Source organism: Aeromonas sp. R5-3 (genome assembly GCF_040908225.1).
In the GTDB taxonomy this organism is placed as follows: Bacteria; Pseudomonadota; Gammaproteobacteria; order Enterobacterales; family Aeromonadaceae; genus Aeromonas; species Aeromonas dhakensis.
On sequence record NZ_JBFODH010000028.1, the window covers coordinates 1 to 20,146 of the forward strand.

At 63.0% G+C, this 20,146-nt stretch carries 18 protein-coding genes; 7 read left to right on the plus strand and 11 right to left on the minus strand.

The genetic code is table 11. The features are described from left to right. Window positions 1–206 precede the first annotated feature (206 nt). Window positions 207–905 (plus strand): NAD(P)H-flavin reductase, encoded by a 699-nt coding sequence (gene fre / locus AB5Y95_RS19075; protein WP_017780576.1) that lies wholly within the window; start codon window positions 207–209, stop codon window positions 903–905. A 134-nt stretch (window positions 906–1,039) separates the two neighbouring features. On the opposite strand, the gene AB5Y95_RS19080 is transcribed toward fre, so the two are convergent. Further along, on the minus strand, window positions 1,040–1,297 hold the full coding sequence (locus AB5Y95_RS19080) for an accessory factor UbiK family protein (protein WP_005307315.1): 258 nt from the start codon (window positions 1,295–1,297) through the stop codon (window positions 1,040–1,042). A gap of 301 nt (window positions 1,298–1,598) precedes the next feature. Here AB5Y95_RS19080 and AB5Y95_RS19085 point away from each other — a divergent pair, with 301 nt between their 5' ends. Then, complete coding sequence (locus tag AB5Y95_RS19085; protein ID WP_368161828.1) at window positions 1,599–4,016, plus strand: VolA/Pla-1 family phospholipase; 2,418 nt, start codon at window positions 1,599–1,601, stop codon at window positions 4,014–4,016. Between the two features lie 117 nt (window positions 4,017–4,133). Here AB5Y95_RS19085 and glpG read toward each other — a convergent pair whose 3' ends face one another. Together glpG and glpE are read right to left on the minus strand one after the other, a co-directional pair. Beyond that, a complete protein-coding gene (gene glpG / locus AB5Y95_RS19090; RefSeq protein ID WP_368161829.1) occupies window positions 4,134–4,967 on the minus strand; it encodes a rhomboid family intramembrane serine protease GlpG in 834 nt (277 codons plus the stop codon). Further along, entirely contained in the window at window positions 4,964–5,287 is a 324-nt protein-coding gene (gene glpE, locus AB5Y95_RS19095) for a thiosulfate sulfurtransferase GlpE (RefSeq protein WP_005307320.1), read from the minus strand. The genes glpG and glpE overlap by 4 nt, the downstream gene beginning before the upstream one ends. A 70-nt stretch (window positions 5,288–5,357) precedes the next feature. On the opposite strand from glpE, the gene AB5Y95_RS19100 reads away from it, so the two are divergent. Continuing rightward, window positions 5,358–6,044, plus strand: a complete 687-nt coding sequence (locus AB5Y95_RS19100; RefSeq protein WP_368161830.1) for a LysE family translocator — start codon at window positions 5,358–5,360, stop codon at window positions 6,042–6,044. Here the strand turns inward: AB5Y95_RS19100 and AB5Y95_RS19105 are convergent. From AB5Y95_RS19105 to AB5Y95_RS19130, 6 genes are all read right to left on the minus strand, one after another. Continuing rightward, window positions 6,041–6,874, minus strand: coding sequence for a helix-turn-helix domain-containing protein (locus AB5Y95_RS19105; protein WP_368161831.1), 834 nt, complete (start codon window positions 6,872–6,874; stop codon window positions 6,041–6,043). The genes AB5Y95_RS19100 and AB5Y95_RS19105 overlap by 4 nt on opposite strands. A 3-nt stretch (window positions 6,875–6,877) precedes the next feature. Further along, a complete protein-coding gene (locus AB5Y95_RS19110) occupies window positions 6,878–7,579 on the minus strand; it encodes an ABC transporter ATP-binding protein (RefSeq protein ID WP_005307325.1) in 702 nt (233 codons plus the stop codon). Window positions 7,580–7,589: 10 nt separating this feature from the next. Next, window positions 7,590–8,363, minus strand: coding sequence for a high-affinity branched-chain amino acid ABC transporter ATP-binding protein LivG (gene livG / locus AB5Y95_RS19115; RefSeq protein ID WP_368161832.1), 774 nt, complete (start codon window positions 8,361–8,363; stop codon window positions 7,590–7,592). Beyond that, complete coding sequence (locus AB5Y95_RS19120; RefSeq protein ID WP_019841062.1) at window positions 8,360–9,628, minus strand: high-affinity branched-chain amino acid ABC transporter permease LivM; 1,269 nt, start codon at window positions 9,626–9,628, stop codon at window positions 8,360–8,362. The genes livG and AB5Y95_RS19120 overlap by 4 nt, the downstream gene beginning before the upstream one ends. Continuing rightward, on the minus strand, window positions 9,628–10,554 hold the full coding sequence (gene livH, locus AB5Y95_RS19125; RefSeq protein WP_005307331.1) for a high-affinity branched-chain amino acid ABC transporter permease LivH: 927 nt from the start codon (window positions 10,552–10,554) through the stop codon (window positions 9,628–9,630). Before livH ends, AB5Y95_RS19120 begins: the two co-directional genes overlap by 1 nt. Window positions 10,555–10,618: 64 nt before the next feature. Continuing rightward, entirely contained in the window at window positions 10,619–11,740 is a 1,122-nt protein-coding gene (locus tag AB5Y95_RS19130) for a branched-chain amino acid ABC transporter substrate-binding protein (protein WP_005307334.1), read from the minus strand. A gap of 435 nt (window positions 11,741–12,175) precedes the next feature. On the opposite strand from AB5Y95_RS19130, the gene AB5Y95_RS19135 reads away from it, so the two are divergent. Further along, on the plus strand, window positions 12,176–13,180 hold the full coding sequence (locus tag AB5Y95_RS19135; protein WP_024942236.1) for a substrate-binding domain-containing protein: 1,005 nt from the start codon (window positions 12,176–12,178) through the stop codon (window positions 13,178–13,180). A 69-nt stretch (window positions 13,181–13,249) separates the two neighbouring features. On the opposite strand, the gene AB5Y95_RS19140 is transcribed toward AB5Y95_RS19135, so the two are convergent. Together AB5Y95_RS19140 and AB5Y95_RS19145 are read right to left on the minus strand one after the other, a co-directional pair. Beyond that, complete coding sequence (locus AB5Y95_RS19140) at window positions 13,250–14,569, minus strand: 6-phospho-alpha-glucosidase (protein WP_326492435.1); 1,320 nt, start codon at window positions 14,567–14,569, stop codon at window positions 13,250–13,252. Window positions 14,570–14,571: 2 nt separating this feature from the next. Then, on the minus strand, window positions 14,572–16,158 hold the full coding sequence (locus AB5Y95_RS19145) for an alpha-glucoside-specific PTS transporter subunit IIBC (protein ID WP_268027790.1): 1,587 nt from the start codon (window positions 16,156–16,158) through the stop codon (window positions 14,572–14,574). Window positions 16,159–16,442: 284 nt separating this feature from the next. Here AB5Y95_RS19145 and AB5Y95_RS19150 point away from each other — a divergent pair, with 284 nt between their 5' ends. From AB5Y95_RS19150 to AB5Y95_RS19160, 3 genes are all read left to right on the plus strand, one after another. Next, complete coding sequence (locus tag AB5Y95_RS19150; protein ID WP_368161833.1) at window positions 16,443–17,150, plus strand: GntR family transcriptional regulator; 708 nt, start codon at window positions 16,443–16,445, stop codon at window positions 17,148–17,150. Window positions 17,151–17,395: 245 nt separating this feature from the next. Further along, the gene (locus AB5Y95_RS19155) at window positions 17,396–18,613 is read left to right on the plus strand and encodes a 4Fe-4S binding protein (protein WP_368161834.1); all 1,218 of its coding nucleotides are present in this window, start codon (window positions 17,396–17,398) and stop codon (window positions 18,611–18,613) included. 288 nt (window positions 18,614–18,901) lie between these two features. Beyond that, window positions 18,902–20,122 carry an aromatic amino acid transporter gene (locus AB5Y95_RS19160; RefSeq protein WP_005307366.1) on the plus strand — a complete coding sequence of 407 codons (1,221 nt, stop codon included), beginning with the start codon at window positions 18,902–18,904 and terminating at the stop codon, window positions 20,120–20,122. Window positions 20,123–20,146: the final 24 nt, after the last annotated feature.

Here is a 20,146-nt window from a genome sequence, read left to right on the forward strand (position 1 = left end):
CTGATCGCCCAGAACAACCTCAAGACCGCCGAGGCGGATCTCGCCAGCCGCCGCGCCCAGCTCAAGATCAAGCAGGCCCAGCTCAAGCAGAACGACCATTTGAGCTGAATTGGGTATGCTCGACTGACCTGACCACTTTGCTGGTCGCCAGTCCACAGTGAATCAAGAGCGAAAGCGGGCCGAACGAGCCCGTCACAAGGATAAGAATGCAACGTATCAAGTGCCGCGTAGAGGAACTGCGCGAATATGTCGACACCATCTGGCACGTGGCCCTGACGCCGCTGCAAGAGGTCAGCTTCAAGCCGGGCCAGTATCTGCTGGTGGTGATGAGTGATTCGGACAAGCGTCCCTTCTCCATCGCCAACTCGCCGACCCGCCCCGGCGTGCTGGAGCTGCAGATCGGCGCCACCCCGGAGAACGCCTATGCCGGCCAGGTGCTGGCCCGCATGCGCGAGCAGGGGGAGATCGAGATTGAACTGGCGGCGGGCAAGGCCTTCCTGCGGGAAGAGTCACCCCGGCCGCTGATCCTGATGGCAGGCGGCACCGGTTTCTCCTACGCCCGCGCCATTCTGGAATACCTGATCGACAGCGGCAGCAAGCGCCCGGTGTTCTTCTACTGGGGCGTGCGCCAGGCGCACTGGCTCTACGAGCAGGAGCAGATGCAGCAGTGGGAGCGCGACTACGCCCCGCTCACCTACATCCCTGTGGTGCAGGAGCCGGAGAGCGACTGGACCGGCAAGACCGGGCTGGTGCACAAGGCCATCATGGATGACTTCGTCAGCCTGCATGACTACGACATCTATGTGGCAGGCCGCTTCGAGATGGCGGGTGCGGCGCGGGAAGAGTTCAAGATCCTGGGTGCCGAGCCGGAGCGCATCTTCGGCGACGCCTACGAGTTTATCTGAGTTCGGCATGAGGCCGGGCCCCCATGGGTTGGCCGGGAGTGCCTCGCTAGATCTGCCTGCCGCAGCTTGCTTTGCGGCAGGCCAGAAACAACAAACCCCAGCCTGGCTGGGGTTTGCTTTATGGGCGACCTGCGTTATTCGCCCTTGGCGCCGAGCTGCTGCTCGAGCTGGGCCAGCTTGGCCTCGAGGGCGGTCAGCTTCTCGCGGGTGCGCAGCAGCACCTTGGTCTGCACGTCAAACTCTTCGCGACTGACCAGATCCAGCTTGCCGAGCTGGGACTGCAGCACCTGACGGATCTTCTTCTCTACCTCTTCACCCATGCTGCGAATGCCGGGCGGCAGGGAGTTGTGCACCTGTTTGGCGATCTCTTCCAGTTTCTTCGGGTCGATCATGTGGTTCTCCTTAAGCAATGCGCCATTCTACCGGCAATTGATCCGCTTTGCCGAGATCGGGGGTCGCTTTTTGCCATCTGGCGTACAAGTGACCGCTGGTCGGGTCTGGTATCCGTGATGAAGCTGTTAACCTATCGAGTCCCGTTTCTATTCCAATTCCTTGATGCTGTACACAAAAAAAGCAGATCAGATGACCGACCAGCTACTTAATAATTGTTGCGTTGCTGTTAAGATGTACCGGTCGGGTTTTTACCCAACGCCGTCAGCATTTCATGGATAACAACTAAAAAGAGATAAGGATATGAAAAAGAAGCTAATTTATGCCGCAGTCGTCAGTGCTATGCTGGCCGGCTGTGGTGGCAGTGACGATAACAAAGGCGACACCTCCAGCTATCTCGACTATCTGTTGACCGGTTCCAACGCCGTGCGCCCCAGTGCCCTGGCGGCCCGCGCCAGCGATGGCACCCTGAAATTCTCCACCGAAACGGCGGATCTCTCCAACCCGGTGTCGGCCATGTCGACCCTGGATGGCTGGTCCACGACCCAGGCCATCCAGATCGTGCCCGTCACCTCGTCCGGCATCACTGTGCAGGCACCGGCTGCTGCCGAGTTTGCCGCTTCGGTGGCCCCGCTCTACCTGCTGGAACTGAGTTTTGACAGCACAGCCCTGCGCCCGAGCGGCGTGAAGAAGGTGCTGACCTACGGGACGGACTTCGTGGTGGCCGCCTCGGCTGGCAAGCTGAACCTGGTGCCGATGAAACCGCTGAACCCCTCCTCCTACTACATGATCGTGGCCACCGACTCCCTCAAGGACAGCAACGGCAACGCGGTCAAGGCCGGCAGCGACTACGGCAACTACAAGAACAACGTCGGCAGCAATGCTCAGGAGCAGACCATCAACGGTCTGATCGCCCTGCAGGAGGGCCTGTTCAAGGCCGCCACCGGCGTCTCCACCGATCACGTCATCTTCTCCGACTGGTTCGGTACCCAGTCCGGTGCCGACGTGCTGGTGGCGGTGAAAGGGGCTGCGGCATCCGTGCTGAAGAGCCCGACCCTGGACGCGGCCGCCCTGTGGAAGCAGGATGCCAAGGGCAACACCAGCCTGCCGGGTACCTATACCCTGGCCGTGGCCGGCAGCAACCCCTTCCTGACCCAGCTGGATGCCGAACAGTTCCTGCCGCAGGAGCAGAAAGATGCGCTGGCCACCGCCTTCGGCCCCGGCGCCCAGCTCAACGGGCTGGCCCAGCTGACCACTGTCTATACCGGTACCGTCAAGCTGCCTTACTTCCTCTCCTCGCCGGCCACCGCCGGCTCCTGGGACAAGGCCAAGACCCAGTCCTGGCACGGCGCCATCCCCAGCCTTTACGCCATCGCCAATGCCCTGAAAGCCTCTGACAGCGAAGTGATCGCCGGGCTGGTGGGCGCGGGCGTAGACCCGGCCCTGCTGGCGACGCTGATTGCCGATCCGACCCGTCAGGCCGAGTTGCTGGCCGAGGCGAGCAAGCTGATCGGGGTGACCCTCACCTCCGGCGGCAAGCCGCTGGATGCCGAGCAGAACATCGGCCGTTTCAACCCGCTGCCCAAGCTGGAAGAGGTGCAGTCGGTGCCGATGCGCATCTTTGCCAAGGATGACCTCAACACCATCACCGACGTGATCATCTATCAGCACGGCGTCACCTCGGTGAAAGAGAACGCCTATGCGCTGGCATTGGGTCAGATCTATGCCGGCATGCAGGCAGGCAAGAAGGTGGCGCTGGTGGTGATCGATCACCCGCTGCACGGTGAGCGCGGCTTCGCCCTGAGCGGCAGCATGGACACCGTCACCACCTCCGACAATCCGACCCCCTACCTGAACCTGAGCTATCTGACCGTGGCCCGCGACAACCTGAAACAGAGCGTGGCGGATCTGCTGGGCCTGCGTCTGGCGGTCGGTCTGGCCAATGCCAAGGGTGCCATCGGCAGCGCCGGCAGCCTCAAGGTGCACTTCCTGGGCCACTCCCTGGGCGCCATCTCCGGCACCAACTTGCTGGCGGTCGCCAACCAGTCCATCGGCAATGCCCAGGCGGATGCCCTGTTCAAGTTCGATACCGGTGGCCTGGCCATGCCGGGTGGCGGCATAGCACCGCTGCTGCTGAACTCGCCGACCTTCGGCCCGACCATCAAGATGGGCGTGCTGACCAGCGGCAGTGCCGAGCTGAAAGCGGGCTTCACCGCCTACGCCCCCAGCTGCAAGACCGAGGTGCCGACCTGCTTCGTCAACGAGTTCCTGCCGAGCCTGAGTGCCACCCAGCAGGCCGCTGCGGCCAGCACGCTGCAGAGCTACAGCTTCGCGGCCCAGTCGGTGCTGGATTCGGCTGACCCGATCAACCTCGGCAGCGGCATCAAGAGCGACTTCCCGCTGTTCGCCACCGAGATCGTTGGCGATGGCGCGTTGAGCCTGTCGGATCAGGTGATCCCGAACAGCATCGCCTCCGCCCCGCTGGGCGGCACCGAGCCGCTGTTCAAGGTGCTGGCGCTGCAACCGCTGACCGCCACCGGTGCGGCCAGCCACAACGCGGCCCGCTTCGTGGCCGGTGGCCACAGCTCGCTGCTGGCACCGGACGAGAACTTCGATCCGAGCGGCGACGTGACCACCGAGATGCAGTCAGAGTTCGCCAGCTTCTTCATGAGCGGCGGCACTGCGGTCAAGGTGACCGATCCCACCCTGCTCAAGCAGTAAGCCAGTCGGCCAATAAAAACGCCGCCCCTCGGGGCGGCGTTTTTTTTCGTGTATAGCACTCGTAGCCGGGTGGGTCAGATCAGCAGACGTGTTGGCTGCCGAGCCGATCGCAGCAACTCAGGCAGGCTGGTGCTGTCTGTCCAGCCAGCCCTGCAGCAGGCCGACCAGCAGGCCGACCAGGTGGGCCATGTTGGCAGTGCGGGTGCCGAGCAGATCGAAGAAACCGAGTGCCAGCCAGAACAGCATGAAGCCCATCAGTGCCGGTGGCAGGGTGAGGCCACAGGCCGGCTGCAACTTGCTGCGCAGCCAGCAGTAGCCGAGCAGGGCATAGACCACCCCGGAGAGGCCGCCAAACAGCGGGCCGCTGGCGAAAAACTCGGCCAGGTTGGGCAGGGCGGCGCCTACCAGCAGCAGGATCAGCAGCTTGCCGCTGCCGAGTCGCTGTTCAATCTGGCCCCCCAGATACCACCACCACAGCAGGTTGAACACCAGATGCAGCACCGAGAAGTGGATGAAGGCAGGGGTGAAGTAGCGCCATGCCTGCCAGTCGGTGAACTGGGCCAGGGTCGGGTGAAAGGCCAGCTCGTCGAAGATCGGCAGGCCGATGGCATCGAGTCCGTAGATGGCCAGACAGGCGATGATCACCACCAGGGTCAGCGGCCCCGCCTGATGCAGGAAGTCGGTGACCGGGTCGCTCATCCCCTTGCTGTAGTCGATGCGGGCATCGGCCCGGCCGGACTGCCAGGAGGCCTCCATGTAGCGGGGGTGGCTCGGCTCGGCCAGGAAGCGCTTCACCTCCTGCTGGGCCTGGGCGAGGCGCTGCTCGTCCGCCAGCCAGATGGTGACCCCCAACTCCGACTGGGTCAGCTCGCACGAGATGCCGAGGGTGGAGAGGTAGTCCACCAGTGCCTGGGCCATGCGGGCGTTGTCGAGCACCAGCAGCTGGATCATGCGTCGCCCGCCTGGATCGGGAACTCCCTGCGCCACGCCTCGAAGCCGCCGTCCAGGCTGTAGACCTCATCGTACCCCTGTTGCAGCAGGTACTGGGCGGCGCCCTGGCTGCTGTTGCCGTGGTAGCACATCACGATCACCGGGGTGTCGAAGTCCACCTCGTTCATGAAACGCACCAGAGTGCCGTTGGTGAGGTGGAAGGCGCCGACCGCGTGGGCTGTCTCGAACGACTGGGGGTCGCGAATATCCACGAGGCGGGCTTCACCGGCGCTGAGCTTCTGGTGGGCATCATGGGCACTGATATGGGCAAACTGGTCCATTAACATGTCCTGCGAATAGGTGATTGAGGGCCAGTTTACCGCAAGCGGAGGCCGGCGCTAAGCCCGCAATGTGTCCGGTTATTGCCGTGACCGATCGCAATTTCCTTCAATACCCGGGGCGGGGCGCCGGCTAGGCTGGGGGCTCCTTTTGCTGCTACGAGCGTTATTCATGGAGACGAGTCTGCTGTTATCCATGGCCGGGTTTGCCCTGGCCATGTCCATCACCCCGGGGCCGGTCAATCTGGTCGCCCTCGGCAGCGGTGCCAGGCACGGCTTTGCGGCCAGCCTGCGCCACGTGGTCGGGGCCACCCTGGGGTTTATCCTGCTGTTGTTGCTGATGGGATTGGGGCTGGACGCCACCCTGCTGCAATGGCCGGCGGCGGCCGAGCTGCTGCGCTGGAGCGGGGTAATCTTCCTCGGCTGGATGGCCTGGCAATTGCTGGTGGACAGCGGCCGGGTGGAAGGGGTCGACGGGGTGGCGCCCTCCTTCTGGTACGGGGCGCTGATGCAGTGGCTCAATCCCAAGGCCTGGCTCGCCGCCAGCATGGGGATGGGGGCCTATGGCAGTGCGGGCGGGGTGGGGCAGGTGGCCCTGTTCAGCGGCCTCTATCTGGTCATCTGTCTGTGCTCCATCGCTTGCTGGGCCTATGCCGGCAGTCGCCTGCAGGGGTTGCTGCTGGTACCGCAGCGGCTGCGCTGGTTCAACCGGGCGATGGCGCTGTTGTTGCTGCTCTGCGCCGCCTATCTGGTGCGCTAGCTCGGCCGGGTCAGCTGGTTGCGGTAGTGGCCCGGGGTGGCGGCCACCCGCCGTTTGAACTGGCGCTGGAAGTGGGCCTGATCGGCAAAACCGCTGGCCAGCGCCACCTCTGCCAGCGGCTCTCCCCGCCTGAGCAGGGTGCGGGCGTGGCGGATGCGCTGATCGAGCAGGTAGGCGTGGGGCGTCATGCCGTAGTGGCGGCTGAAGCTGCGCACGAAGTGGGAGGGGGTGAGCCCGGCCACCGCGCTCAATTGCGCGAGGGTGAGGGCGCTGCTGCAGTCGTCCTGCATCAGCTCGGCGGCCCGCTGCAGGTGCTGCGGCGGCCGATCGTCCCAGCTGGCCGGGGTGAGTCTGGCCAGCAGCTGACGGCTGAATTGGTGGCAGGCCACCTCGCGCGCCAGCGGCTCCGGCTCCTGCCACAGCTGCCGGTGGAGCCGGCACAGCCCCTGATAGAGCAGGGGATCCCGGCTGGCGGTCATGTCGAAGGGACGAAAGGCATCGCCCAGCCCAGCCTCTTCCTGCTGGCGTTGCAGCCAGCCGGTATCGAGGTAGAACATCAGATAGGACCAGGGTTCATCGGCTACCGGGTTGCAGGCGTGCACCTCTTCCGGGTTCATCAGCACCAGGTGGCCGCGGCCGACCTCCTGCCGGCTGCGCTGGTTGAGATAGTGGCTGTGGCCGCCGGTGATGGCGCCGATGGAGAAGTGGGGGTGGCTGTGCTTGTCGTAGCAGACACGGCGGCCATCCTGCACCGCCCGCGCCTCGATGAAAGGCAGGGCCGGATCGTGCCAGAAGCTGTGGTGATCCGGCGCCGTGTCGGCCCTGCTCATGGGTCAGCCGCCGAGATAGGCCTGGCGGACGGCCGGGTTGGCCAACAGGGCAGCCCCCGTGTCCTGCAGTACCACGTGGCCGTTCTCCAGCACATAGCCGCGATCGGCCAGCTTGAGCGCCTGGTTGGCGTTCTGCTCCACCAGGAAGATGGTCATGCCGTCGCGGCGCAGCTGCTCTATGGTGTCGAAGATCTGCTGGATGACGATGGGGGCCAGCCCCAGCGATGGTTCATCCAGCAGCAGCAGGCGCGGCTTGCTCATCAGGGCGCGGCCGATGGCCAGCATCTGCTGCTCACCGCCGGACATGGTGCCGGCCCGCTGCTCCAGTCGCTCGTGCAGGCGCGGGAACAGGGTGAAAATCTGATCCAGCAGGCCGCGCTGCTCGGCCTTGTCGACGAAGAAGGCCCCCATCAGCAGGTTCTCCTCCACCGTCAGGCGAGCGAAGATGCGGCGCCCCTCCGGCACCACGGCGATGTCCTTGCGCATGATGCGGGCGGTGGAGAGCGAGTCTATCTGCTCCCCCTCGAACCAGATGGAGCCGCTGCTGGGCTTGGGCTCGCCGCACAGGGTCATCAGCAGGGTGGTCTTGCCGGCGCCGTTGGCGCCGATCAGAGTGACGATTTCCCCCTCTTTCACCTCGACGCTGACGTCGTGCAGCGCCTGAATCTTGCCGTAGTGGGTCGATACGTTGCGAAGTTCTAACATCTTTTTATCCTTACGACTCGCCCAGATAGGCCTTGATCACTGCCGGATTGCTGCGGATTTCATCCGGCTTGCCGTGGGCCAGCGGGGTGCCCTGGTTGACCACGAAGATGCGGTTGGAGATCTCCATCACCAGCTTCATGTCGTGCTCGATCAGCAGCACCGAGACCTCGAACTCGTCCCGCAGGTTGGAGATAAGCTCGTTCAGCTCGTCGGTCTCGTGGGGGTTGAGGCCGGCGGCCGGCTCGTCCAGCATCAGCAGCTCAGGCCGGGTCGCCATGCAGCGGGCGATCTCGAGCCGGCGCTGCTGGCCATAGGCCAGGTTGCCGGCGGCGCGGTTGGCGAGATCCTTGAGCCCCACCTTCTCCAGCCAGAAGGCGGACTGCTCCAGCCCCTCCCGTTCGGCGCGGCGAAAGGCCGGGGTCTTGAACAGCCCGGCCAGAAAACCGGTGTTGAGGTGCCTGTGCTGGGCCACCAGCAGGTTTTCCACCGCCGTCATGTCCTTGAACAGCCGCACGTGCTGAAAGGTGCGCACGATTCCCTTGCGGGCGATGAGGTGGCCGGGCAGCCCCTGGATCTCCTCGCCCTTGTAGCGAATGATGCCGCCGCTCGGGCGGTAGAAGCCGGTCAGGCAGTTGAAGATGGTGGTTTTGCCGGCCCCGTTGGGACCTATGATGGAGATCACCTCCCCCTTTTCCACATCCAGCTTGACCCCGTTGACGGCCAGCAGGCCGCCGAAGCGCATCGACAGATCAGAGACTTCCATTAACTTCTGATTTGCACTCATTTTTTCAACTCCAGATGCGGGCGGGTCATCGGCAGCAATCCCTGTGGCCGCCAGATCATCATGAACACCATCAAGAGGCCGAACATCAGCATGCGGTACTCGTTGAACTCGCGCGCCAGCTCCGGCAGCACCGTCATCACGATGGCGGCCAGCACCACCCCGATCTGGGAGCCCATGCCGCCCAGCACCACTATGGCGAGCACGATGGCCGACTCGATGAAGACGAAGGACTCCGGGCTGATGAAGCCCTGGCGCGAGGCGAAGAAGCTGCCGGCAAACCCCGCGAAGCAGGCGCCTATGGTGAAGGCGGTCAGCTTGATGATGGTGGGGTTGAGCCCCAGCGACTTGCAGGCGATCTCGTCTTCCCGCAGCGCCTCCCAGGCGCGGCCGAGCGGCATGCGCAGCAGGCGGTTGATGACGAACAGGGTCGCCACCACCAGCACCAGCGCCATCAGGTAGAGGAAGATCACCTTGTGGTTGGCGTTGTAGGCGATGCCGAAGAATTCGTGGAAGGTCTCGAAGCCGCCGTCCTTGACGGTGCGGTTGAACTCCAGCCCCCCCAGGGTCGGTTTGGGAATGCCGGAGATGCCGTTCGGGCCGCCGGTCAGGCTGGTCATGTTGTTGAGCAGGATGCGGATGATCTCGCCAAAGCCCAGGGTGACGATGGCCAGGTAATCCCCCCGCAGCCGCAGTACCGGGAAGCCGAGCAGGAAGCCGAAGGTGGCCGCCATCAGGCCGGCGATGGGCAGGCACTCCCAGAAACTGAGCCCGAAGTAGCTGTTGAGCAGGGCATAGCTGTAGGCGCCGACCGCGTAGAAGCCGACGTAGCCGAGATCGAGCAGGCCGGCGAGGCCCACCACCACGTTCAGGCCCAGTCCCAGCATGATGTAAATCAGGGTGAGGGTGGCCAGATCGATGGCGCCGCGGGAGGCCATGAAGGGCCAGCTCACCGCAAACAGCAGCACCAGCACGGCGGTCAGGTTATAGAGCTTGGGCGCCTCTTCCGGGCTTGGCAGCACCAGCTTGGTGAAGCCGACCGAGAAGCCGCTGATGGAGGCCTGGAACAGGCGGCTTATCTGGCCGCGCAGCATCTGGAACCAGAACACCAGGGTGGCGCCGCCCAACAGCCAGGCCAGCGACACGTCGAGCCGGCTCACCACCAGCAGGCGGGTGCCGTCGGTCTCCAGCTTGAAGCCGAGCAGCCAGAAGGAGAGCACCAGCAGTACCAGGCTGGCGATGCAGGCATGAATGAATTGGCGTTTCATCATACTTTCTCCACTTCCGGGCGGCCCAGGATGCCAGTGGGCATAAAGAGCAGTACGAAGATGAGCAGGGCGAACGCCATCACATCCTTGTACTCGGTGCTGAGGTAGCCGGCGGTGAGCGCCTCCACCACACCGAGCAGCAGGCCGCCCAGCACGGCACCGGGAATGCTGCCGATGCCGCCAAGCACTGCTGCCGTAAAGGCCTTCAAACCGGCCATAAAGCCGAGGTAGGGGTTGATGACGCCGTAATACATGCCGAGCAGCACGCCGGCGACGGCGGCCAGGGTGGCCCCCAGCACGAAGGTGATGGAGATGACCACGTGGGTGTCGATCCCCAGCAGGTTGGCCATCTTGATGTCTTCCGAGCAGGCGCGACAGGCGCGGCCCATGCGGGAGCGGCCGATGAACTGGGTCAGCGCCAGCATGGTGATGAAGGTCACCACGAAGATGATGAGCTGCATCCAGGAGAGGCTGGCCTGGAAGCCGTCGGCCTCACCCAGGGTCCAGCCGCCGGAGATCAGGGTGGGCATGGCGATGTCGCGCGAGCCCTGGGCCATCCGCATCATGTTCTGCAGGAAGATCGACATGCCGATGGCGGAGATGAGGGGGATCAGCCGGTTGCCGCCCCGCAGCGGGCGATAGGCGACCCGCTCTATGGTCCAGCCATAGCTGCCGGTGATGATGATGCTGACCAGGAAGGCGCCCCCCAGCAGCAGAAAGGTGCTGTCGATGCCCATCATCATGAGCCCCGCCATCACCATGAAAGCGACATAGGAGCCGATCATGTAGACCTCGCCGTGGGCAAAGTTGATCATGCCGATGATGCCATAGACCATGGTGTAGCCGATGGCGATCAACGCATAGGTGCTGCCTATGGTTAACCCGTTCAGCAACTGCTGAACCAGGTAAAGGAAGTGTTCGGACATACTGCGTTCCCTGTACTTGCCCGCAAAGAAAGGAGGGGTGACTCACGTCACCCCGACCGGCAGATTACTTGAGTTGGGTAGAGGTACCGTCGGCGTGCCACTGGAACACACCGAATTCAAACCCTTTCAGGTCGCCGTTGGGAGCCCAGCTGAGGGGGCCCATCACGGTATCGACCGGCGCGGCCTTGATGGCGGCGGCAACGGCAGCCGGGTCATCCTCACCCGCCTTGGCGATACCGGCAGCCAGGGTTTGCACCGCGGCATAGGTGGTCCACACGAACGGACCGGAGGAGTCCTGACCCTTGGCCTTGAACGCGGCAACCAGCGGGGCGTTGGCCGGCACCAGGTCGTATTTGTTCGGCAGGGTGACCAGCAGGCCTTCGGAAGCCGGGCCGCCGATGGCGGAGATGTCCTTGTTACCCACCCCTTCCGGACCCATGAACTTGGCCTTGAGGCCCTTCTCGCCGGCCTGACGCAGGATCAGACCCAGCTCCGGGTGGTAGCCGCCGTAGTAGACGAAATCGACGTTCTCTTTCTGCAGCTTGGCGATCAGGGCGGAGAAGTCCTTGTCGCCGGCGGTGATGCCTTCAAACGCCACCACCTTGACGCCGGCCTTGTCCAGCGCCGCTTTCACGCTGGAGGCGATGCCTTCACCGTACTGTTTCTTGTCGTGGATGACGGCCACGCGCTGGGGTTTGACCTGCTCGATGATGTATTTGGCGGCAGTCGGGCCCTGGTCGCTGTCCAGGCCGATGGTACGCAGCACCAGCTGATAGCCACGCTCGGTGATCTTGGGGTTGGTGGAGGCCGGGGTGACCATCAGCACGCCTTCATCTTCATAGATGTCGGAGGCGGGCAGGGTGTTGTCGGAGCAGAGATGGCCGACCACGAACTTGACGCCGTCGTTGATCACCTTGTTGGCGACCGCCACGGCCTGTTTCGGGTCACAGGCATCGTCATAGATGACGGCTTCGATCTGCTTGCCCTTGATGCCGCCGGCCTTGTTGATCTGCTCGACCGCCATCTTGCCGCCGGTGAACTGCATGTCGCCGTACTGGGCGACCGGGCCAGTGACCGGACCGGCGATGCCGATCTTGATGGTATCCGCCGCGTGGACCAGTGAGACCGATCCGAACAGGGCCATAGAAACCGCTGCCCTGACTGCCATTTTGCTCAACTTATTCATCGATTCGTCCCTTAATCAGTGGATTGTTTCATTTTCCGTGTGCCATTCCGAACCGTGATCCCGCCAGTCCGGCAATAGGTATGGTTCTATCATTCCTCGCTGGGCAATAACAAGCTGTTAAAGATACTAACCAGAGAGGGGGTAATAGTGCTTTTTTGAAACAAATATCTAATTACAGTTGTCTACTTAGAAGTTGATGCTGATGATGGCAATTAACATCTTCTCAACAAGGCGCGCTTTTGATAAATGATAGATGAAAAAACTGACGATATTTTACTCTGACGCTGCTCCCATTTTGACCAAAATCCGTTTGCGCAAATAGAAATGACCGCCTAGATTAGCCAGCATTGACAATTCATTGGCAGCACTCGTTAAAACCAAGCCTTTATTCGGGAAATCTGCTAATGTTCCGCCTTTGATCTTCAGGAGACAGAGATGGCCACTATCAAGGATGTCGCCTCCCGCGCAGGCGTATCCATCTCCACCGTCTCACATGTACTCAATCACACCCGTCGGGTCAGCGAAGACGCAACCCAAAAAGTGCTTGAGGCGGTGGCAGAACTCAACTACGCGCCCAACTCGGTAGCGCGCAGCCTCAAGATAAACTCGACCAAGACCATCGGCATGCTGGTGACCACCAGTGCCAACCCCTTCTTTGCGGAAGTGGTGCAAGGGGTGGAGGCGTACTGCTTCGAGCAGGGCTACAGCCTGATCCTCTGCAACACCGAGAACCAGCCGCCCCGTCAGCAGCACTACCTGCGCATGCTGATGGAGAAGCGGGTCGACGGTCTGCTGGTGTTGGGAACCGACATCGATACCCCGCTGCGCGACATGCTGCGCATCCACAAGAACGTGCCGCAAGTGGTGCTGGACTGGGGTACCGAGTGCGATTTTGCCAACGTCATCAATGACAACGCCCGCATCGGGGCACGCCTGGCGGTGCGTCATTTGCTGGAGCAGGGTCACCGCGACATCGTCTGCATCACGGGTCAGCTGGCCAAGCCGACCACCCAGCAGCGGCTGGACGGGGTGCGCGATGCCCTGGCCGAGCAGGGTCTGACCCTGAAAGACGAGCAGATCTTCGAAGGGGATTACGAGAGCCAGAGCGGCTTCGATGCCATGCAGCGGATCCTGGCCCTCAAGCCGCGGCCGACCGCGGTGTTCGCCTTCGACGATCCCATGGCCATCGGCGCCATCTGCGCCGCCTGGGAAGCCGGAGTCAAGGTGCCGGACGATATCTCCATGATCGGTTATGACGACGTGGAGATGGCGCGCTTCTCCAGCCCGCCGCTCACCACCATCCGCCACCCCAAGGCCGAGCTCGGCCTGCTGGCGGTGCAGCAGCTGGTGAGCCGGATCCGCAACAAGGAGCTGGAAGTCGAGTCGATGACGGTGCAGCCCGAGCTCATCGTCCGCCGCTCGGTCAAGTCCCTGCGCTGATCGCGCCACGGCAGCGCCAGCAACAAGAAAACCCCCTCGCCAGCGAGGGGGTTTTTGTTTGGCCCGCGTTTATTGCAGCGGCGGCCAGTACTCCTGGTTGGCGGCGATCAGGTCGTCCAGGATGGCTTTGGCCACCGAGGCGCTCGGCACCGTCTTGGAGAGGGTGATCGCCTGCCACAGCTTCTGATAGGAGCGTTCGATCCACGCCTCCACCACCAGCTTCTCGACGGCCACCTGCTGACCCATCATGCCCTTCTGGAACAGCGGGATGTTGCCCACCTGCAGCGGTTCGGGGCCGCTGCTGCCCACCAGGCAGGGGATCTCGACCATGGCCTCCGGGTCGAAGTTGGGGATGGCCCCCCGGTTCGGCACGATCAGCAGCATCCGCTCCTGGGTGTTGAAGGCGATGGCGGTGGCCAGATCCACTATGTAGGAGGCGTGCTCGTCGATCTCCAGCTCGCCGGCTGCGGCATTGCCGGCTGCCACGATGGCGCGGCAGGCGCTGAACACCTGCTTCTCGCGGTGCTCCATCACCTCGTTGGCGCGGGTGTGCTCAGGATTGGAGTGGGCCACCACATAGTCCGGGTAGAGGTAGTACTTCAGATAGGTGTTGGGCAGGGTGTCCGGATCAAGGGCCCACACGTCCCTGGCCTTGGCGAAGGTGTCGTTCCAGCTGGCCTCGGCGTGGCCGGCCTGCTTGGGCACATAGCCGTGTTTGGCCACGTGGGCCTTGATGGCCGGCATCAGGTCGTTGCCTGCCAGATCCTCGATGCGGGTCCACCAGCCGAAGTGGTTGAGGCCGTAGTAGCGCACCCGCATCTCCTTGCGTGACGGCAGGCCGGCGATCTGGGCCATCCGTCCCTCGATGCCGATGGGCATGTCGCAGATGTTGAGGATCCTGGCGTGGGGACGCAGGCGACGGGTCGCCTCGGCCACGATGGCGGCCGGGTTGGAGTAGTTCAGCATCCAGGCATCCGGCGAGTACTGCTCCATGTAGTCGACCAGCTCCAGCACGCCGCCGATGGAGCGCATGCCGTAGGCGATGCCGCCCGGGCCGCAGGTCTCCTGGCCGACCACGCCATAGCGCAGCGGGATCTTCTCGTCCAGCTCGCGCATGGGGTATTTGCCGACCCGAATGTGGGCCATCACGAAGTCCACCCCGCTGAAGGCCGCCTTGGGGTCGGTGCCGTAGCTGAAGGCAATGTCCGGGGCCCTCTCTTTGAGCAGGACGCGGCAGGCCTCGGCGATCACCTCCTGGCGGGCACCATCGTTGTCGTAGAACTTGATCTCGTGCAGCGGGAAGCGGTGCTGGTTCTCCAGCAGCATGAGAACGATGCCCGGGGTAAAGGTGCTGCCACCGCCGGCAATGACGACAGAGAATTTTTTCATGATCATGACTCCGTTACGAAAGAAGAGGAGGAGGGGTTGTTCATCAGGCTCTCCATGTTTTCCCTCAGCTGGGGGACATGCAGACCGATAATGATCTGGATGCTGTCACCGTGGCGGACCACGCCGTGGGCACCCAATTGTTTGAAAGCACCATCCGCTGCCGCCAGACCCGCATCGCGCAGCGATATGCGCAGCCGGGTGGCGCAGTTGTTCAGACTGTTGATATTTTCAGCGCCACCGAGCGCCGCCAGAATATGGCCGGCAATATCATGGCCACGCTGTTTTTTGGCGGCCTGATAATCGGCCTTGGAATACAGTTTTATTTCGCTTTCATCCCGCCCCGGGGTTTTCAAATTGAATTTCAGAATGAGCGTGCGGAATATCAGGAACCAGATCCCGGTAAAGGTCAGCCCGATGGCAATCTGGGTAAACATCATGCCGGCGTGATTGTGGAACATGGGGATCCAGTTCTGCGGCAGGAACTGGTCGAGCAGACCGCCGCCCATGTTGCCGACGACCCCGAACAGGTACATCACGGTCGCCATGGTGGCAGCCAGCAGGGCATGGATGGCGAACAGCAGGGGCGAGATGAAGAGGAAGGTGAACTCGAGCGGCTCGGTGATCCCCACCAGCATGGCGGTCAGGGTGGCCGGGATCAGCAGGCCGGCCACCTTGGCCTTGTTCTCCCTGGCGGCGGTGGCGTAGATGGCGAGTGCAATCCCCATGGCCCCGAAGATCTTGGAGTTGCCGTGCAGGGCGAAGCCGCCCTGGGGGAACTGCTCGATCAGCGGCCGGGTGCTCTGGCTGAACTCCAGCATATGCTGGGCCCAGTAGAGCTGGATGCCGCCTTCCACCGCGGCCGGGCCGAAGATGAAGGGGCCGTAGATGAAGTGGTGCAGGCCGGTCGGGATCAGGATCCGCTCGAGGAAGGTGTAAACCCAGACGCCGAGCGGGCCGGAGACCAGCATGAACTCCTGCAGGGAGGCGATGCCCATCTGCACCTTGGGCCAGCCCAGCAGGGTCAACCAGGCGCAGGGGATCATCACGAAGAAGGCGACTATGGTGACGAACGAGCTGCCCTGGAAGATGCCGAGAAAGACCGGCAGTTGCCGGTCGAACAGCCGGTTGTGCAGGGCGGTGACGATGCCGGAGATGGCGATGGCACCTATGATGCTGGTGTCCAGAGTCTTGATGCCGGCCACCATGGCCAGCCCGCTCTCGCCACCGACCGCCTGGTTGAAGTCGACCCCGAAATAGTCGCCCCAGGTCATCCCCATGGCATTGATGAAGTAGTTCCAGGTCATGAAGCTGACCAGCACGGAGAGGCAGGCGCGGGCCTGAGCCTTGTTTGCCAGACCGATCGGCAGGCCGATGGCAAATATCAGCGGCATATTTCGAAATACCGTCCAGCCACCCTCTTCAATAATATGAACTATTTGAAAAAACAGTCCCTGAGGATCGGCCAGTGTCTCTCCCACGAACATGGGATTTTTCAGCATGATTGCAATGCCTACCACCATACCTGCGAATGGAAACAGTAATACAGGCGTAAACATTGCCCCGCCAAAACGTTGAATTTGACTGAGCATATAGCGTCCCTTTTTATTAGAGAATTGTCTGACTGCTGTTGTCGTGTTGCTGAATTGAACCTAACAACAAGCGATCAGGCCCTCATGAAATATGTGGTGGTTATGTGATCCGGCGCATGCACTTATTTAGACAAAGAGATCTAAATTTTGCGATATTGTTGTACGTCTTGTTTTTGTGACGTTTTTATCGAGTTATTTGAATTTAAAATTGTTTATTTTCAGCTGGTTGAAATAAAGGCGAGCGAATGGGCCGCCACCCCGGCTGGGTAAAGAGAGGTCTAGCAGTGATCTACAAATCGGTGGCGGATCGATTGCGTATCCGGGTCAACGGGGCAGATTGCCGAGTGGGGGATGTCCTGCCGAGCGAGACAACCCTGGCAAGTCAGTTCGGGGTATCGCGGATGACGGTGCGCAAGGCGGTGGACATGCTGATCGAGTGGGGGCTGGTGGAGCGGCGCCACGGCAGCGGCACCTACGTGACCAAGAAGGACGTGCAGCACGAGACCAAGGGGCTGAGCGGTTTCACCGAGTTGATGCGTGAACAGGGCCGTACCCTGACCAGCGAGGTGCTGGAGTTTCGCACCATGCCGGCCCCGCCCGCCATCGCCAGCCAGCTCAGGATCAAGGTGAACGAGCCGGTCTACTTCTCCAACCGGGTGCGCTCGGTGGACGGCCGGGCCCTGCTGGTGGAGGAGAGCTACATGCCGGTGCGGCTGTTTCGCACCCTCTCGGTGGCCCATCTGGAGGGATCCAAGTTCGCCTACATCGAGAACGAGTGCCAGCTCCCCATCGCCGGCAACTACGAGAGCTTCAGCGCCGTGCTGGCCGACCGGCGCATGGCCGAGCTGCTGCACATCGAGCAGGGGGCGCCCATTCTGCGGCTCACCTCGCTCTCATATGGTGAGAACGGCGAGTTTCTCAACTACTCCATCATGTTCCGCAATGCCAACGACTATCACGTCGACTACCACCTGCGCCGTGCCCGCGGCTAGCCTGCCCCCATCTTGTTGCGTATGCAAACCCCCTCGCCAGCGAGGGGGTTTTTGTTTGATGGGTCTGGGGTTGGCACATCAGTTCGAGTCCGACCAGCCGCTGTTCAACAGCCGCAAGGCATAAGGTTCAACCATGGGGAGGGGCATTGGGCGCAAATGTCCCTCTCTACCCACGCAGATCAAAACAGTCAACTCAGATGTCTGTTATCCTTGCCGCCAGTGGTGGATGAGGCAGTGAGGGAAACATGAGCGTGATCGAAGCCGTGACCATGGCCGCCGGCCTGGCCTATCTGGTGCTGCTGGCGTGGCAGGCGCGATCGGGCTGGCAGTGGCGTCTTGCCCTCGGCCTGTTGCTCATGCTCTGGTTGCTGGCGGCTGACAGCCTGCTCTGGCTCGGCCTGGGGCTGGTGGCCGCCGCGCTTGCCCTCTGGCACCAACGGCAGCCGCTGCCCGCCCTCGAGGCGCTCGACGGCCAGTGGCTGCGGGCACGCACACGCCAGTTGCTGTTGATCTGCTGGGGGCTGGTGACGCTGCAGTACGGACTGCATGTCTGGCAGCTGGGGCAGGGGATTAGCCCCTGGCTGGTGCGCCCTGACGTGGTGGACGGTTTCCTGCCCATAGCCGGCGGGCTCGGGCTGCGGGCCTGGCTCGGGCAGGGGCTGGTGGATCCGCACCATCCGGCGGCCACCGTCACCGTGCTGGTGCTCTCGCTGTCGGCTCTGCTGCTGGGGCGGGCGTTCTGTGCCTGGTTCTGCCCGCTCGGGCTGGTGGGGGAGTGGCTGCACGGCTTGCGCAGCCGATGGCTGGTGGGGGAGTGGACGCCGCCACGCTGGCTCGATGTCGTGCTGCGCGGCCAGACGTTTCTGGTGCTCGCCTTTTTGCTGTTTATCGTGCTGATCGCGGTGCCAGGCGCCGCCCTGCCCGGCTACTTCACCAGCCCCTACCATCAGGCGGCGGACATGAAGATGGGGGCCTTCTTCTTCAACCTGACCCTGATCTCGGGCCTCTGCCTTGGCTGGGTGCTGCTGCTCACCGCCACCTTCCGGCAAGGGTTCTGCCGCTACCTCTGCCCCTATGGCGCCTGGCTCGCCCTGCTCGGCCTGCTGACCCCACTGCGCATCCGCCGCGACCCGGCTCGCTGCCTGCGCAGCGCGGGCCACGATTGCGACAAGTGCAGCCGGGCCTGCCCGTCGCGCATCCAGGTGCACCAGCTGATCGCGGTGCGCAGCCTCGAGTGCACCAGTTGCCTGAGCTGCGTGGCCGCCTGCCCCAAGCGGGCCGATGCGCTGCATCTTGGCACGCCACGGCGTCGGCTCAGCCCTCCACGTTTGCTGGGGCTGCTCTGCCTGTTGCTGCTGGTGTTGCCACTACTTTGTTATGGCCTGCTGGGGATCTGGGTCAGCCAGACACCGCTCGAGGTGCGGGCCCAGTTGCTGCAACTGCTGCCGCAGTTGACCCATTGAATACCGACACGCCGGTCAAAGGCGGCCTACCCAGGGGGGCTGGGCTGCCTGAAAAATGCACCCGAATTTGATACCTGAGGGGGAGCAGGGTAAAGTCCCTTCCCCGACATGGCGGCTCTGCAGCCGTGCCGGACCGGCAGTCAGCCCTGAGCGCACCTCGCTTCCCCTTCGAAGCAGCCAGCGCCGGGCGCCGGCACCTAGATGAGCGCGATCTACCATGACAACCGGCGTAGCAAATGCAACGGTCCGCGGTCGCGATCAGATCCACAATCGTCTTTGGAGAAGTAAATGGGACAGAAACCATCGTTGGTGGGCGGGGCATGCATCATTGCCGGCGTCTGTGTCGGGGCTGGCATGCTGGGTTTGCCGAGTGCGGGGGCGGGTGCCTGGACCCTCTGGTCGGTACTGGCCATCACCCTGACCATGATAGTGATGACAGTCTCCGGCTGGATGCTGCTGGAGTCCTATCAGGGTTATCCGCTGCGCGTGTCGTTCGATACCGTCACCCGTGAGCTGCTGGGGGAGAAGGTCAACGCCTTCAACAACCTCACCGTCTATTTCGTCGGCGGCATCCTGCTCTACGCCTACATCACCTCGGCCGGCCTCATCATAGACGGCATGACCGGCATCGGCAGCCAGTGGGCTTCCATCCTGTTTACCCTGGGCTTCTCCGGCCTGGTGTGGCACTCCACCCGGGCGGTGGATCGCATCTCCGTGGTGCTGGTCATCGCCATGGGGCTCAGCTTCGTGTTTGGCATCTCCGGGCTCTCCATCAACATCAAGCCGACCCTGCTGTTCGACACCCTGAGCCAGCACGCCAGTTATGCTCCCTATGCGCTGGCCATGTTGCCGGTGGCGCTCACCTCGTTCGGCTATCACCACTCAGTCTCTTCCATGCGCGCCTACTACGGTGAAGAGCGCCGCGCCCGCTACGCCATCCTCGGCGGCACTGCCATCGCGCTGCTGTTCTACCTCATCTGGCTGGTGAGCGTGTTCGGCAACCTGCCGCGCAGCGAGTTCGGGCCCGTGGTGGCGCAGGGCGGCAACGTCGACGTGCTGCTCAAGGCGCTGGCCTCGGTGATCGAATCCGAGGCGGTCGCCAGCGCCCTCAATGCCTTCTCCATGGCCGCCATCCTCTCCTCCTTCATCGGAGTGGGGCTGGGGGTGTTCGACTATCTGGCGGATCTGTTCAAGTTCGACAACAGCCGCCAGGGCCGCGCCAAGTCGTGGGCCGCCACCTTCCTGCCGCCGCTGCTGCTCTCCCTGCTGTTCCCGTTCGGCTTCCTGATGGCCATCGGCTACGCGGGCGCCGTGGCCACCCTGTGGACCTGCATCATCCCGGCCCTGCTGGCCTGGAAGGTGCGCGCCGGCAAGCAGGAGGGCAAGGACGAGGGGTTCCGCGCACCGGGTGGCATGCCGATGATCGTCGGCGTCTTCCTGTTCGGGGTGCTGACCGCCGCCTTCCACCTGCTCAATATGGCGGGCCTGCTGCCGGTCTATACCGGCTGAAGTGGCTGAATCCCTCCGGTCTGC

Bases quoted from the DNA above. Each gene is read 5' to 3' on its own strand.
- fre (WP_017780576.1), top strand. From the start codon at position 207: ATGCAACGTATCAAGTGCCGCGTAGAGGAACTGCGCGAATATGTCGAC.
- AB5Y95_RS19080 (WP_005307315.1), bottom strand. From the start codon at position 1,297: ATGATCGACCCGAAGAAACTGGAAGAGATCGCCAAACAGGTGCACAAC.
- AB5Y95_RS19085 (WP_368161828.1), top strand. From the start codon at position 1,599: ATGAAAAAGAAGCTAATTTATGCCGCAGTCGTCAGTGCTATGCTGGCC.
- glpG (WP_368161829.1), bottom strand. From the start codon at position 4,967: ATGATCCAGCTGCTGGTGCTCGACAACGCCCGCATGGCCCAGGCACTG.
- glpE (WP_005307320.1), bottom strand. From the start codon at position 5,287: ATGGACCAGTTTGCCCATATCAGTGCCCATGATGCCCACCAGAAGCTC.
- AB5Y95_RS19105 (WP_368161831.1), bottom strand. From the start codon at position 6,874: ATGAGCAGGGCCGACACGGCGCCGGATCACCACAGCTTCTGGCACGAT.
- AB5Y95_RS19110 (WP_005307325.1), bottom strand. From the start codon at position 7,579: ATGTTAGAACTTCGCAACGTATCGACCCACTACGGCAAGATTCAGGCG.
- livG (WP_368161832.1), bottom strand. From the start codon at position 8,363: ATGAGTGCAAATCAGAAGTTAATGGAAGTCTCTGATCTGTCGATGCGC.
- AB5Y95_RS19120 (WP_019841062.1), bottom strand. From the start codon at position 9,628: ATGAAACGCCAATTCATTCATGCCTGCATCGCCAGCCTGGTACTGCTG.
- livH (WP_005307331.1), bottom strand. From the start codon at position 10,554: ATGTCCGAACACTTCCTTTACCTGGTTCAGCAGTTGCTGAACGGGTTA.
- AB5Y95_RS19130 (WP_005307334.1), bottom strand. From the start codon at position 11,740: ATGAATAAGTTGAGCAAAATGGCAGTCAGGGCAGCGGTTTCTATGGCC.
- AB5Y95_RS19135 (WP_024942236.1), top strand. From the start codon at position 12,176: ATGGCCACTATCAAGGATGTCGCCTCCCGCGCAGGCGTATCCATCTCC.
- AB5Y95_RS19140 (WP_326492435.1), bottom strand. From the start codon at position 14,569: ATGAAAAAATTCTCTGTCGTCATTGCCGGCGGTGGCAGCACCTTTACC.
- AB5Y95_RS19145 (WP_268027790.1), bottom strand. From the start codon at position 16,158: ATGCTCAGTCAAATTCAACGTTTTGGCGGGGCAATGTTTACGCCTGTA.
- AB5Y95_RS19155 (WP_368161834.1), top strand. From the start codon at position 17,396: ATGAGCGTGATCGAAGCCGTGACCATGGCCGCCGGCCTGGCCTATCTG.
- AB5Y95_RS19160 (WP_005307366.1), top strand. From the start codon at position 18,902: ATGGGACAGAAACCATCGTTGGTGGGCGGGGCATGCATCATTGCCGGC.